This is a genomic window from Pinirhizobacter sp., from assembly GCF_035317885.1.
In the GTDB taxonomy this organism is placed as follows: Bacteria; Pseudomonadota; Gammaproteobacteria; order Xanthomonadales; family Rhodanobacteraceae; genus Pinirhizobacter.
Map to the genome: position 1 here is coordinate 1 of NZ_DATHFX010000294.1, position 12,616 is coordinate 12,616.

Consider the following 12,616-nt stretch of genomic DNA (forward strand, 5'->3'; position numbering starts at 1 on the left):
AATAGTGGCCACAGGCCACGCACGCTGGCCAGCGCTGTTTCACCGGCACGCCGATGGCTGAGCAGCCGGATCGGATATTCCTGCGCCACGCCCAGCAAGGTGAAGCCGAAGGCAAGGGTGATGCCGTGGACTTCGCGAAAACAAAGCGCCATGACCGCGATGCCAGCCAGGCCACCGGTGGCCACCGGCAGGGCACCGAACAACAGCGAGGTGACGCTGCGGTACGCAACAAGGAGCAACAGGATGAAACCGATGGTGGAAATGCGGCCGATGATGTCCGCTTCATGGCGCGTCTGTGCGTTCACCACCACGCTGAAGTAACCCGGACCGCTCAGCAACAGATGCGCACCCTGGCTGCCCGGCAACGCGGCGAAGGCCGAGCGGATGCCGTTGATGGCCGCTTCCTGTGCTTCCGGATCAAACCCCGCCGCCTGGGTTTGCACCAGCAACAGCGCCTCGCCCTTGCTCGAGAACCACACGCCGTCCTTCACCTCCGGCGATTTCGCCGGGGTCCATCGTTCGGCGAGCTTCAGTAGCTCCAGCGTGGGATCACGCGGCAGCAACGACTTGAGCATCGACGCCGCGGGCGAGGCCATGTCGTCCAGGCGTTGCTGCAATTGATCGGCAAGCAAAGGCGCGTCCATGGCCGTCGTGTCGAGCGTGGGCGAGAGCAGATACCGATAGAACAGGAAGCGGCTGTCGAGCGCGGCCAGGTCGAAGTCACCGTTGACCACCTGCGGGTAGGCTGGCTGCTTGCGCAAGCTTGCTGCCAGCCCATGGCTGAGCGATGCCAACTGCGGCTCCGGCACGCCATCGATGGCAACGAGCAGCAGGCGCGATCCCGGACCCTCGCCCACCTGGTCCATCAGGAGCTTCTGGTCGGGCGTGGTAGGCGCCGGCATGAAACTGCGCAGGTCCGTACCCACCACCAGGGTATGCATGATCAGCACGTACAGCAGGCCCAGGCAAACCAGCCAGGCCGCCAGCAGGGCAGCGCGCGGTGCGAACCTCATGCAGCCACGTTGACCGTCATGGCGCGGCGCCAGTGCACAGCGCCACGAGGGCTTCGCGCGTGGGCTCGCTGGGCATCTTCGCCGCCAGCGGGCCGAGGAGGTCGATGGCCGTATCGCCGTCGCCTTCTTCCATGCGCATGCAGCGCGGCTCGTTGCCCTGGCCATCCACCACGATGCGGGAGATCTGCTTGGCCACCTTGGCGTCCGTGGGCGTCAACGCCAGCGACCAATGCCCGCCGTCGCGGTCGAGCTGGACGGTGAAGGCTTCGCCAAGGCGCGATGCATCGCCGCCGAGCAAAGCAACGAAGCTGTCGAGCAATACTTTCAGCTGCGGCGCGCGGGACAACGAGAAGCTGCGCGGGCTCTTGCCTTCGCGGGTCTGCGTGACCTTGTCGCCGGCGATGGTCGCGGTTTCCTTGTGCGGGGTATCCACGCGCCGCTCCAGGTTGTCCTGGCCCAGCCAGGACAGTTCTCCCGTCGACAGCAGGGGCTTGTCCAGCACGCTGGAAAAACGTGCCTCGGCGAAACTCGTGCGTGCCGGTGCCGGACGGCCGAGCGAGGCGATCAACGCATTTGCGTCAGGCGCCGGCGCCGCTGGGCTGGATGTGGTCCATGCCAGCATGAGCACCATCGTCATGCCAGAAATCATAGAAGTTGAACCAGTTGTAAGGCGCCACATGGGCATAGTGCTCCAGTCGCTGCGCGTAGCGGGAAATCAGCTGGTCAAGGGCATGGGCGCGGTTGGCGCGGGGGATCTCCACGCGGTCGGCCATGGCCTCGAAGATGAGCTTGTAGCGGTTGCCGCCCATGTACAGGCCGAAGCAAAGTACCACCGGCACCTGCAGCACCGATGCCACCAGCCAGGGCCCTACCGGGAAGGGCGCGCGCCTGCCGAGGAACTCGGCATGCCGGCAGTGTTCACCAGGACGGGCACGATCGGCCAGCAACGCCACCATCTCGCCCCTGGACGTTGCCTCGGCCATGGCCAGGGTGATCGATGTACCGTCGCGCGAAGCATCGATGACACTGGCGCCTACCCGCGGTGCCAGCGCTTCGAGCAGTTTCGTCATCGCCGGTGTCTTTTGCTTGTCCAGCACCACGCGCAGGGGTACATCGGGCCGGCGTTGGCTGACCGCACGCAAGGCCTCGAAGCTGCCCTGGTGCGAGCCGACCAGCAGCACGCCCTTGCCCCTGTCGATCGTCTCGTGCAGCAGTGCCAGGCCTTCCACTTCGATCTCGAAATCGCGGTCGCCATGGGCCAGCAGGAATATCCGGTCGAGCAGCGTGGCGGCAAAGCAATGGATGTGGTGGATGACCTGTGCATGGCTGACCGGCATGCCGGTGACGCGCTCGAGGTACTGGCGCGAAGCGCGGCGCTCGGGCCTGCGGCGCAGGAAGTAATAGATGGCGATCGGATGCAGCCACATACGGCCGAAACCTCGCCCGAAATGCAGCGAGACGAAACGGATCAGCCACAGCGCGAAGCGGCCACCGCCCTCGCGTTGCTGGCTCAACTGCGCACTCATGCGCGGCTTCCGGTAACGCTGCCGCGGACCAGCACGTCGTTGCCGCGGGCCACGGTGAATTTCCAGCGGCCCTCTTCGCCTGCCAGTGTTACCGAGGCTGATTCACCCGGCAAAAGAGGCTGGATGAACTTCGCTTCCTGGATACCTGTCATGCGCTCGCCGGCGATGGCGCGCAGTGCGTCGGCCACGTGCTGCAACAGCAACACGCCCGGTGCAATGGGATGGCCGGGAAAATGCCCGGCAAACGCCGGATGGCCGGCGTCAATGGTGAATGCGTGCAGCCGGTTCAATGATCCAACCCCTGTCCGCGGACGAGCTGGGGCCAGCGTACCGCGACCTTCATCACCAGTTCGCGAAGGCCCGGATGCGATACATGGCGCAGATGGAACTGGCGAAACAGATGCTCGCCGGCAAATGTCACGGCGATCATCACGTAGGCGCCGGCATGCGCGTAGCCCATGGCCCAGGCGGCAGGGATGGCGAATGGTGGCGCGATGCCAAGGTCGAACAGAATGCCGCCAGGCACCGAGCAACCCAACAGCACCGCAAGCAGCACGGCCTGTGTCGCCATGAAACATGCCCAGAATCGCGTGAGGTTGCGCGCGTATGGCGCAATGCCCGGTTCTTCCAGACGGGCCGGGCTTTCCACCGACGCAATGAGCCGGGCGATCAGGGGAGTGCGTCCGGCCAGCAAGGTACGGCCGAATACCCATGACAAGGCCAGGTTGATCAACACCGGCACGCACGACAGCAGGATGGGACCCACGCCAAGCAGACCCGCGCCGACGATGACCGCCGCGCCGGCAAGCCATGCCGCCCATGCCCGCCGCTTGCCTGCGCTGAGCTTCGGCAGGGCGATGACCGTGAGCAGCACCAGCAGCGCGGCCAGCGACAGCGCCGGGCGGTGCCATACGGCGCCGGAGATGGCCAGCACCGGGTAAGCCACCACCAGTGGCAGCATCAGGCGGCGCGAGCCATGGCGGTTGACCGGGATCGGGTTCATCGGTGCGTCCATGGTAAGGCGCGGGCCGGCGTGCCGGGCGCCCTCCGGTGGCATCGGTTCAGCTGGCGCGATGCTGTTCGATGTGCTCGGACAGGGTGCGCAGGCTGGTGAAGATGCGCTTGTTGTCCGGATTGTCCGAGCGCAGTTGGAAACCGTAGCGCTTGGACACGGCCAGGGCGATTTCCAGCGCGTCGATGGAATCCAGCCCCAGGTCGCCGCCGAACAGGGGAGCGTCCGGGTCGATCTGCCCGGGTTGGGTGTCTTCCAGGTTGAGACTGGTCACCACCAGGGTGGCCAATTCGTTCTGCGCTGCCGTCTGTTCTGCCATGCTTGCTTCCGATACCCATGAAATCCTGCCCTCCCCCCCGGCGGCAGCGGTCGCGGAGTGTACCATAGCGACTGGATGAAGCCGGATCGGACCATGGTTCAGGGTTGTGAAAAACTGCACGCGAATCAGTTGACTGCATCGCGGGCACCACAGGTTTCCTACCAATCTTCCCCCAATCTGGCCGCCAACGTGCTGGCGGCTTTCCGCTTCAACAGCAACCCATCTGCGCAAGAAGATGCGCGCGTGCTCGAGGTCGCCCTGGCGCCCCTGGCCGGCGACGCCCATGAAATCTGGACAGTCGACAGTGAAGTCATTTCAGGCCACGAGGGCGACCTGCGTTGGTCGCGGGGGGGCGGGTGGCTGTTCTGCGCGCTGGAAGCGGATGAACGTATCCAGGGTGGTCCGGAAGGCGCTGCGCGCCACGCCTATGCCGCGCTCGCCCGGTTCATCCGCCAACAGCCCGAATGCCATGTGCAACGGCTCTGGAATTACCTGGGCGGGATCAATCGCGGCGAGGGCGACGACGAACGCTACAAGCATTTCTGCCATGGCCGCGCAGTGGGCATGGGCGACTGGCTCGCCGGCGGATTCCCGGCGGCGACGGCGATCGGCCACCACGCGGGTGAGCATCTGCTGCAGGTGTACCTTCTGGCCGGATCCTCGCCGGGGTGCCGCGTGGAGAACCCCAGGCAGATAAGTGCCTGGGAATACCCGCGGCAGTACGGTCGCACGCCGCCCACCTTCAGCCGCGCCACGGTGCTGTGTACCGGTGATGCCCTGGCGATTTCCGGCACTGCCTCGGTGATCGGCCATGCCACGGTGCACGAAGGCGAGGTCGTGGCCCAACTGGACGAAACCCTGCGCAATCTCGACGCACTGCTTGCCAGTGGCGGGCTGCCGGAGGGCTTCGACCACCGCAGTCCGTTGAAAGTGTATGTGCGCCATGCCGAACACGCGGCGCTCATTCACCAGACGCTGGCCAGGCGCCTGCCAGGGGTGCCGTTGCTGTTGTTGCATGGCGACATCTGCCGGGCCGACCTGCTGCTGGAAATCGATGGGTGGCGGTACGCAACTGCCAGTGCCGGCTAGCCGATCCACGCGGCGAGCGCTCTCGCGATACGTCGAGAAATCCTACCTTCGGGACAGTCAGCCGCTCACCAAGAGCTCTAGCGTGGGCTTATAGGGGAAATACAGCCGCGTCGATAACGTATCAGTGCGTCGATTAGCGGCGTATTCGATCGACGGACATGAGTATTCACTGCGCGCCACATGCACCTGTTTCACTCATGCCCGAGCAGGCATCCGGCATCGGCGTTGCAGGGTTCTCTCTCCATGCCGCGGACGATGTCGGGACACTCGCCCGGTCCGTCCTCCAGGGCCCATCACCAGACACCCCCCGGGGTGAACTTCGACTGGCGCTGGTGGATCCAACGCCCGAGCGCCTCGCGGTGGCATCGCGCATCGTCGCCCGTGGCGTACCCCATGCCGGCCCACGCGGTATCTGGTTCCAACCGCGCGCCAGGGATGCTGCCGGCGGCAAATGCGCCTTTCTCTTCCCTGGCGTCGACAATCGTCCGCTGCCACGCCTGGACGATGTATCACGTCGTTTTTCAGGTCCCTTGCCGCCACCGGCAGGTGTGGATCCACGCGACACGCTGGCAAAGTCACGCCAATCGATGGAAAGCGGCATCCTGCTGGACCACGCCATGCGCCAGCTGGGCATTCATCCGGATGGAAGGGCCGGGCTCAGTTGTGGTGAATGGGCCGCACTCACCGTTACCGGCGGCTTCGCCAATGTGGCACGACTCCTCAATTATCAGCATGTCGGGCTGCCCCTTCCCGATCTTGTCTACCTCGCCGCAGCGATCGGCGCCGATGTCCTGCGCGAGACCCTTGCGACCACGCAACGCATGGCGGATGTTGCCGTTTCGCATGACAACTCGCCCTCACAATCAGTTGCTTGCGGGTCCATCGAGGGCATAGAAATCCTTCGGGAAGTACTTAAGTCACGAGGCGTGATCACCCAGGAACTGGCGGTGCGTTCCGGATTCCACGTGCCGGCGTTTGCCCCGCACGTCGATGCCATGCTTGGTTTCCTCGAACTGGAGGTCCAGCCACCCAGCGCTGAAGTGTGGTCGTGCGTATCGGCAACGCCATTTCCTCGCGAAAAATCTGGCTGCGCACAATTACTCCGTCGGCACTTCGTCGAGCCGGTGAATTTTCGCAGCCTTGTTCGTTCCATGCACGCAGATGGCTATCGGGTTTTCATCGAACTGGGTAGCGGCGCACTGTGCGCCATGGTGGCCGATACCCTCGATGGGATGCCACACGTCGCCTTGCCTGCCGCGCACCATTCGCGTCCCGGCCTGGAAAGCCTGCAACGTGCCCTCCTGGGGCTTTGGACGGCGCATGTCGACGTCGACCCGTTCGCGTTGACCCCACGTCCGCGCACGCATGCCGTCACTTGATTGATGTGAAGCATCGATCATCCCTTCAAGGAGCCAGAACCATGACCACTCCAACCACGTTGTCGATCGACGAAACGGCTGCCCTCGAAACCGTCGTGCTGATCCTGCGTGAACTTACCGCCGACTACGGCATCGACATACCACTCGATCCGTGCCTGGAGCTGCAGGATGGCCTTGGCCTGGACAGCATCGACCTGGCGCAGCTCTCCGCGGAACTCTGGACGCGATACGACTCGCGGGTGAACCTCGCTGAATATTGCTCCCGCCTCGAGTTCGACGTCATTGCCAGGTTCTCGCTCGGCGACATCGCGAAATACGTGGCCTCGACAACGCGCGCGCCGGGGGGCTGAACCGTGTACATCAAAGCGCAAGGCATCGAACACCACGTGGTCATTGCCGATGCCACCGGCGAGCGCGCGAGGCCCGAAGCCGATCGTCCGGTGGTAGTGATGGTTCACGGCATCATGGCGGACAGTTTTGCCAGCTTCTACCTGTCCCTGCATTGGCCACTGGCGCGCATGGGCACCACAAACCTCATGTACGACCGGCGCGCCAATGGGCGCACGGGCTATGCACCACGCACCCTCACCCTGCAGCAGGCGAGTTCGGACCTCGCCGGCATCCTGGATGCCGCGGGCATCACCGATCCGGTGCACCTGGTGGGTAACTCGTACGGAGCCACCATCATCGTCGACTTTGCCGTCCATTATCCAGGGCGCGTCGCGTCCCTGATCCTGCTCGAAGGCGAACCTCCTACCCGTCAGTGGCGTACCCATATGCTGGACAGCATGGCGCGCGGCCTGGACGAAGCCGATCCGGAAAGGAAACACATACTCGCCGGCGGGGACGGCACGCGGCAGGAACGCCGCGCGAAGGCCATCATCAAGGCGCTCGAAGACACAACGATGTTCCGGGACCTGGGTGCAAGCCGCGTTGTCGACCAGGCGATGCTCGATACCCTTACCATGCCGATCCTCGGGATTTATGGCGAAGCGAGCAGGCCGGACTTGAAAGGGCGAGCGCTCGCCGCGATGGGCCACCGGACGAATTTCACCCACGAGACATTGGCTGGTGCGGGTCATCTCTTGCTGTTCGATGCGCCGCGGCGGGTCAGCGATCTGGTCAGCCGATTCCTGATGCGGCACGAGCCACGCTGCGCAGCGCTCACACCGCCATGAGCCGCGTGCTCGTGGTAGTCCCGCCATGGCTGGGACATGTCAATCCGGCTGCTGGCGTTGCGGCCGTCTTGCACGAAGACGGACATGAGATTGCCTGGGTTGGTCATAAACCCTTGCTCCGGGAAGTCGGCGTGCCGGGGCGCGTCTTCCCAACCGGGGCACTGTTCGTCGCGCCCGACCGGCCAAGCGGCATGCATGGCATGGCGGCTCTCCAGCTGTTGTGGAACCAGGCCCTGGTGCCATTGGCGCTCAGCATGGACAGAGCCGTCACCCATGCCGTGGATACCTTCGCGCCCCATGCGATGCTGGTGGACCAGCAAGCCATTGGCGCCGGCTTGCGGGCAGGGCAGCACGGCATACCCTGGCTCACGCTTGCCAGCAGCCCCGGCGAACTTGCCACGCGCGGCGACATGCACGCGCCGGTACGCCGCTGGACGGCGCAGGTCATCCGCCGCCTTGCAGACAAGCTCGACATTGGGTCGATCCCGGCCGATCCACTGTTCTCTCCCCAAGGCACGCTGATGACCAGCTGCGCGGTCCTGATGGGCGACGTGCCCGAAGGCCTTTGCGTGCACGCCACGGGGTCCCTCCTTGCGCATCGGATTGCGGGCGGGACGGGCGTGCGCGAGACGGCCGGGGATCACCACGTACTGGTGAGCATGGGCACCGTAAGCGAGCAGGCTTCCATCCGGTTCCTGGAAGCAACCTGGCTGGCTGCGCAGGAAGGATCGACATCGACTCACTGGACCATCGTCGATCCGTCAGGGTCCCTCGGTAAACGCCATGCGCGGAACGTCACACTGGCCCGTAGCGTCGATCAGCTGGCGCTCCTGCGCGAGGTCGACGCCGTGTTGTGCCACGGTGGCCACAACACTGTCACCGAGTCGCTTGTGCACGGCCGGCCACTGGTCATCGCACCCATCCGCGACGACCAACCGCTGATCGCGCAACGCGTGGAAGCAGCAGGTGCGGGCACGCGCCTGCGTTTTGCCCACGCCCAGCCCGCGCATGTCGCCGCGGCGGTGCAACGCGTGCTCAATGACGCATCATTTCGCCGTTCCGCCACGTCCATCGGAAGTCACTTGCTCGATGGCGAGGCGCGCGTGAAGCGGTTGCTGCGGCCATGGCTGGCCAGCCCGCACGCCAGCCTGCCTAGCGCTTGACGGGACGTTTCCATCCGGCAATCGTGGCCTGCCGCGCGCGGGCCACGGTCAGTTCGCCCGCCGGTGCATCGCGGTTGATCACCGATCCGGCGCCGATGGTGGCGCCATCGTTCACGATCACCGGAGCCACCAGCGCGGTATTGGAGCCCACGAATACATTGTCGCCGATGGTCGTGGTGAACTTGTTCACCCCGTCGTAGTTGCAGGTGATGGTACCGGCACCGATGTTTGTACGGCGACCGATCACGGCATCGCCGATGTAGGAAAGATGGTTAACCTTCGAGCCCTCGCCGATGGTGGATTTCTTCACCTCGACGAAGTTGCCCACGTGCACGTTGGCGGCAAGCTCGGTGCCCGGGCGAAGGCGCGCGAAGGGGCCGATCACGCACGGTCCGTGGGTGACCACGCCATCGAGGTCACAATGCGCGTGCACCACGGTACCCGCGGCCAGGGATACGTTGCGCAGGCGGCAGAAAGGTCCCACCCGCACTTCGTCGCCCAGCTCCACGCTGCCTTCGAGCACCACGTTGGCGTCGATCTCCACGTCACGGCCGGCATTGACCTTGCCGCGGATATCCAGCCGTGCCGGGTCGACTACGCGCACGCCTGCGGTCATCAATGTCTTCGCCGCCGACTGGCGGTGGAACGACTCAAGTTCAGCCAATTGCCAGGGATCGTTGGCGCCCGCCGCTTCGTATTCCGCGCACTCGATGCACAAGGCCGCCTGTCCTTCCGTGTTGGCCATGGCAAAGACATCGGTAAGGTAGTACTCGCCCTGCTTGTTTTCGTTGGTCAGGCGCGCGCACCAGGCGCGCAGGCTGGGGCCGTCGGCGATGAGCATGCCGGTGTTGATCAGGTCGATCCTGCGCTGGGTGTCGTCGGCATCGCGTTCCTCGACCACGGCCTTGACCTTGCCGTTCCCGTCGCGAAGCACGCGGCCGTAGCCGCTTGGGTCGGCCACGCGGGTCGCCAGCATGGCAATGCGGACCTCGGCATCGATCATGCCCTGCAGGGTATCGGCGTGGACCAGGGGAACATCGCCGTACAGCACCAGCACGCGGATGTCGGCGGGCATCTCGGCCAACGCGGTACGCACTGCGTGTCCCGTACCCAGGCGCTCACGCTGCTCGATCCAGCGGATGTCGTCGTGGCCTGCGAAGGCCTCGCGCACCTGCTCACCCTTGTGCCCGTACACCACATGGATACCCGCCGCTCCGAGAGCCCGGGCGGTGTCCACCACGTGGGCCAGCAGCGGCCGCCCTGCCAGGGGCATCAACACCTTGGCGCGTGCCGACTTCATGCGCTTGCCTTCGCCGGCGGCGAGGATCAGGACGTGGACCGGATGCTGGGACATGGGATGCTCGGCGACGGGATTGGGCGCCACTTTGGACGAGGCGGCCCCGGAAGCCAATAGGCTCGGTGACCTACTTCTTTTCGGGGTCGGGCTTGAGCTTTTCCAGTGTCGGGGAATACGCCTTGACGAACGCGTTGCGCAGGATGCCGGTAAAGGCGTCCCAGGTACTGACGTTTTTCTGGTCAAGCCGTCCGCTGATGGCGACCCGGGTGGCCAGCTGGTCCTTGTCGTGGTTCTTGAAGATCCACGAAAGCCCCTGGGCGGTAGCCTCCCAGGCGATCTGCAGGGGATTCTTGTGGTCTTGCTCGACGTCCTGCTTCCAGCTGAAGATCTGCACGTCGTGGAATAGCGGCTTGGCGTAGCCGGAAAGCGTCTTGTCGTGGGATTCAAGCTCCATCACGAAGTCGCCCTTGCCCGCGGCGAAATCAAGCCCGGCATAGGCGCGGACCAGATCGTTGGCCTTGGTCAGGACAATGTCCTTGACGACGAGCTCGTATTTGAAGTCACCCCAGTTCTGCAGCGGGTCGAAGCTCGCCTTCATCGTCAGCGGCGCGTCGCCCAGGATGTTGGCCTTGATGTCCGCGGTAGCCACCACCGTGCCGTTGGCCCGCGAGGCATTGCTGAGGTTCGCAAGCGTGCCATTGACGTCGGTGGCCTTCAGGTCTACCCGGGGGCTGGAGACGAAGTTGCGGAACGTTACCGTGCTGTCGTGTACGTTGATTTCGTCAAGGCGGATAGGTGCCAGGTGCTTGATCTGGTCGCGCCAGTCCACGCCCTTGCCGGTCTGCGATTCGCCGCCGCCACGGCCATCGACGAAGTTCAGTTCGGCGTTGTAGAAATCGATCCGGGCACGCACCACGCCATGGCGCAGGGCCTTCCAACTGATGGCCGTATCGGTGTGCGGGGCGTTGAGAAAGTGGATCGGCACCTTGCCATCGACCTTCTCGATGACCAGCCCGTTGATGGTGTACGCGCCCCGCCACAGATGGATGTCGATGTCACCGATATGGCCGCGATACGCGCCCATCGTCTGCATACGGCCATTGAGGTAGTGCAGCACCGCGTACGGCAGCGCCATGCGGCCGGCGATCACGAGCACGACCAGCACGCCTAGTATCCACAACGGACGGCTATAGCGCGCTTTCATCAGGTGGGGGCATCGGCAGTGATCATAAGTCCCGCCATTGTAGGCAGCGGGCAGGTTGTCGTTGCATGAAGAAAAAAGCCGGCACTGGGGCCGGCTTTTTCGCAAAGTGCCTGCGACGTGCCTTTAGTGGCGGACCATCTTGCGCATGCGTTCCAGGGCCTGCAGCTGGGCCAGGGCCTCGGCGAGCTTGGCCTGGGCGGCGCTGACGTCGAGCGTGTCGCCACGGTTGGCCAAGGCCTGCTCGGCGTCTTTCTTGGCGGCCTGCGCGGCCGCTTCGTCGAGGTCCGTGGCACGGATGGCCGTATCGGCCAGCACCGTCACTACCTGCGGCTGCACTTCAAGGAACCCGCCGTTGACATAGAACGACTGGCGCTCGCCCGAGGCCAGCACCACCTCGACGAAACCCGGCTTCAGGCGCGTCACCAGGGGTGCATGGCGCGGGGCGATGCCCAGCTCGCCCATCTCACCGGTGGCCACCACCAGGGTGGCGTCGCCGGAGAATTCCTCGGCTTCGGCACTGACGATGTCGACGCGGATGGTATGCATGGGGGAGTCCTGATTCGTTGCGTTAGGGAGGATGTGAGCTTGGAAGGAGGCCTTAGGCCGCCTTCTTCGCGCCCATGTCCTCGGCCTTCTTGATGGCCTCGTCGATGCCGCCGACCATGTAGAAGGCCTGCTCGGGCAGGTGGTCCACTTCGCCGTCGACGATCATCTTGAAGCCGCGGATGGTTTCCTTCAGTGGCACGTACTTGCCAGGGGAACCGGTGAACACTTCGGCCACGTGGAACGGCTGGGAGAAGAAGCGCTCGATCTTGCGGGCGCGGCTCACCGATTCCTTGTCTTCCTGGGACAGTTCGTCCATGCCCAGGATGGCAATGATGTCCTTCAGTTCCTTGTAGCGCTGCAGCATGCCCTGCACGCGACGCGCGGTGTCGTAGTGCTCGGTACCGATGACGTTCGGATCGAGCTGACGACTGGTGGAATCGAGCGGATCGACCGCCGGGTAGATACCCAGCGACGCGATGTTACGGCTGAGCACCACGGTGGCATCGAGATGCGCGAACGTGGTGGCCGGCGACGGATCGGTAAGGTCATCCGCGGGCACGTACACCGCCTGGATGGACGTGATGGAACCGGTCTTGGTGGAGGTGATGCGCTCCTGCAGCACGCCCATTTCCTCGGCCAGGGTGGGCTGGTAACCCACCGCCGACGGCATACGGCCGAGCAGCGCGGACACTTCGGTGCCGGCCAGCGTATAGCGGTAGATGTTGTCAACGAACAGCAGCACGTCCTTGCCGCGGCCGGATGCGTCCTTCTCGTCGCGGAAGTATTCGGCCATGGTGAGGCCGGTGAGCGCGACGCGCAGGCGGTTGCCCGGCGGCTCGTTCATCTGGCCGTACACCATCGCGACCTTCGAGTTCTCGAGGTTCTTGAGG

General features: G+C 64.7%; 15 protein-coding genes. 5 read left to right on the forward strand and 10 right to left on the reverse strand.

From position 1 onward, the window contains the following. From VK519_RS09590 to apeE, 6 genes are all read right to left on the reverse strand, one after another. The coding region (locus VK519_RS09590; RefSeq protein ID WP_324349329.1) for an MMPL family transporter at positions 1-1,013 on the reverse strand (1,013 nt) is incomplete at its 3' end. A 16-nt stretch (positions 1,014-1,029) separates the two neighbouring features. Continuing rightward, on the reverse strand, positions 1,030-1,650 hold the full coding sequence (locus VK519_RS09595) for a LolA-related protein (RefSeq protein WP_324349330.1): 621 nt from the start codon (positions 1,648-1,650) through the stop codon (positions 1,030-1,032). Further along, the gene (locus VK519_RS09600; protein ID WP_324349332.1) at positions 1,592-2,539 is read right to left on the reverse strand and encodes a lysophospholipid acyltransferase family protein; all 948 of its coding nucleotides are present in this window, start codon (positions 2,537-2,539) and stop codon (positions 1,592-1,594) included. Before VK519_RS09600 ends, VK519_RS09595 begins: the two co-directional genes overlap by 59 nt. Beyond that, complete coding sequence (locus VK519_RS09605; RefSeq protein ID WP_324349333.1) at positions 2,536-2,829, reverse strand: ApeI family dehydratase; 294 nt, start codon at positions 2,827-2,829, stop codon at positions 2,536-2,538. The genes VK519_RS09600 and VK519_RS09605 overlap by 4 nt, the downstream gene beginning before the upstream one ends. Further along, positions 2,826-3,542, reverse strand: coding sequence for a xanthomonadin biosynthesis protein (locus VK519_RS09610; RefSeq protein WP_324349334.1), 717 nt, complete (start codon positions 3,540-3,542; stop codon positions 2,826-2,828). The genes VK519_RS09605 and VK519_RS09610 overlap by 4 nt, the downstream gene beginning before the upstream one ends. Before the next feature lie 58 nt (positions 3,543-3,600). Beyond that, positions 3,601-3,870 carry an ApeE family acyl carrier protein gene (gene apeE / locus VK519_RS09615; RefSeq protein WP_324349335.1) on the reverse strand — a complete coding sequence of 90 codons (270 nt, stop codon included), beginning with the start codon at positions 3,868-3,870 and terminating at the stop codon, positions 3,601-3,603. A gap of 93 nt (positions 3,871-3,963) precedes the next feature. Between apeE and VK519_RS09620 the strand changes: the two genes are divergently transcribed. The 5 genes from VK519_RS09620 (at position 3,964) to VK519_RS09640 (ending at position 8,679) form a co-directional block, all read left to right on the forward strand. Further along, positions 3,964-4,959 carry a chorismate transformation FkbO/Hyg5 family protein gene (locus VK519_RS09620; protein ID WP_324349336.1) on the forward strand — a complete coding sequence of 332 codons (996 nt, stop codon included), beginning with the start codon at positions 3,964-3,966 and terminating at the stop codon, positions 4,957-4,959. A 617-nt stretch (positions 4,960-5,576) separates the two neighbouring features. Continuing rightward, positions 5,577-6,338, forward strand: coding sequence for an acyltransferase domain-containing protein (locus tag VK519_RS09625; protein ID WP_324349337.1), 762 nt, complete (start codon positions 5,577-5,579; stop codon positions 6,336-6,338). A 41-nt stretch (positions 6,339-6,379) separates the two neighbouring features. Then, on the forward strand, positions 6,380-6,688 hold the full coding sequence (locus VK519_RS09630) for an acyl carrier protein (protein ID WP_324349338.1): 309 nt from the start codon (positions 6,380-6,382) through the stop codon (positions 6,686-6,688). Between the two features lie 36 nt (positions 6,689-6,724). Next, the gene (locus VK519_RS09635; protein WP_324349339.1) at positions 6,725-7,516 is read left to right on the forward strand and encodes an alpha/beta fold hydrolase; all 792 of its coding nucleotides are present in this window, start codon (positions 6,725-6,727) and stop codon (positions 7,514-7,516) included. Positions 7,517-7,647: 131 nt separating this feature from the next. Beyond that, positions 7,648-8,679: a glycosyltransferase gene (locus VK519_RS09640; protein WP_324349340.1), complete on the forward strand. Its 1,032-nt coding sequence runs from the start codon at positions 7,648-7,650 to the stop codon at positions 8,677-8,679. Here VK519_RS09640 and glmU read toward each other — a convergent pair. From glmU to atpD, 4 genes are all read right to left on the reverse strand, one after another. Then, on the reverse strand, positions 8,669-10,033 hold the full coding sequence (glmU, locus tag VK519_RS09645; RefSeq protein ID WP_324349341.1) for a bifunctional UDP-N-acetylglucosamine diphosphorylase/glucosamine-1-phosphate N-acetyltransferase GlmU: 1,365 nt from the start codon (positions 10,031-10,033) through the stop codon (positions 8,669-8,671). The genes VK519_RS09640 and glmU overlap by 11 nt on opposite strands. A 70-nt stretch (positions 10,034-10,103) precedes the next feature. After that, positions 10,104-11,141 carry a DUF748 domain-containing protein gene (locus tag VK519_RS09650; RefSeq protein WP_324349343.1) on the reverse strand — a complete coding sequence of 346 codons (1,038 nt, stop codon included), beginning with the start codon at positions 11,139-11,141 and terminating at the stop codon, positions 10,104-10,106. A gap of 162 nt (positions 11,142-11,303) precedes the next feature. After that, a complete protein-coding gene (locus VK519_RS09655) occupies positions 11,304-11,726 on the reverse strand; it encodes a F0F1 ATP synthase subunit epsilon (protein WP_250626529.1) in 423 nt (140 codons plus the stop codon). A 52-nt stretch (positions 11,727-11,778) separates the two neighbouring features. Further along, a partial coding sequence (atpD, locus tag VK519_RS09660) for a F0F1 ATP synthase subunit beta (RefSeq protein ID WP_324349344.1) occupies positions 11,779-12,616 on the reverse strand: 838 nt, incomplete at its 5' end.

What these genes read in the sequence shown, in the direction of transcription:
- VK519_RS09595 (WP_324349330.1), bottom strand. Translation starts at nt 1,650, where the DNA reads ATGACGATGGTGCTCATGCTGGCATGGACCACATCCAGCCCAGCGGCG.
- VK519_RS09600 (WP_324349332.1), bottom strand. Translation starts at nt 2,539, where the DNA reads ATGAGTGCGCAGTTGAGCCAGCAACGCGAGGGCGGTGGCCGCTTCGCG.
- VK519_RS09610 (WP_324349334.1), bottom strand. Translation starts at nt 3,542, where the DNA reads ATGAACCCGATCCCGGTCAACCGCCATGGCTCGCGCCGCCTGATGCTG.
- apeE (WP_324349335.1), bottom strand. Translation starts at nt 3,870, where the DNA reads ATGGCAGAACAGACGGCAGCGCAGAACGAATTGGCCACCCTGGTGGTG.
- VK519_RS09620 (WP_324349336.1), top strand. Translation starts at nt 3,964, where the DNA reads ATGGTTCAGGGTTGTGAAAAACTGCACGCGAATCAGTTGACTGCATCG.
- VK519_RS09625 (WP_324349337.1), top strand. Translation starts at nt 5,577, where the DNA reads ATGCGCCAGCTGGGCATTCATCCGGATGGAAGGGCCGGGCTCAGTTGT.
- VK519_RS09630 (WP_324349338.1), top strand. Translation starts at nt 6,380, where the DNA reads ATGACCACTCCAACCACGTTGTCGATCGACGAAACGGCTGCCCTCGAA.
- glmU (WP_324349341.1), bottom strand. Translation starts at nt 10,033, where the DNA reads ATGTCCCAGCATCCGGTCCACGTCCTGATCCTCGCCGCCGGCGAAGGC.
- VK519_RS09655 (WP_250626529.1), bottom strand. Translation starts at nt 11,726, where the DNA reads ATGCATACCATCCGCGTCGACATCGTCAGTGCCGAAGCCGAGGAATTC.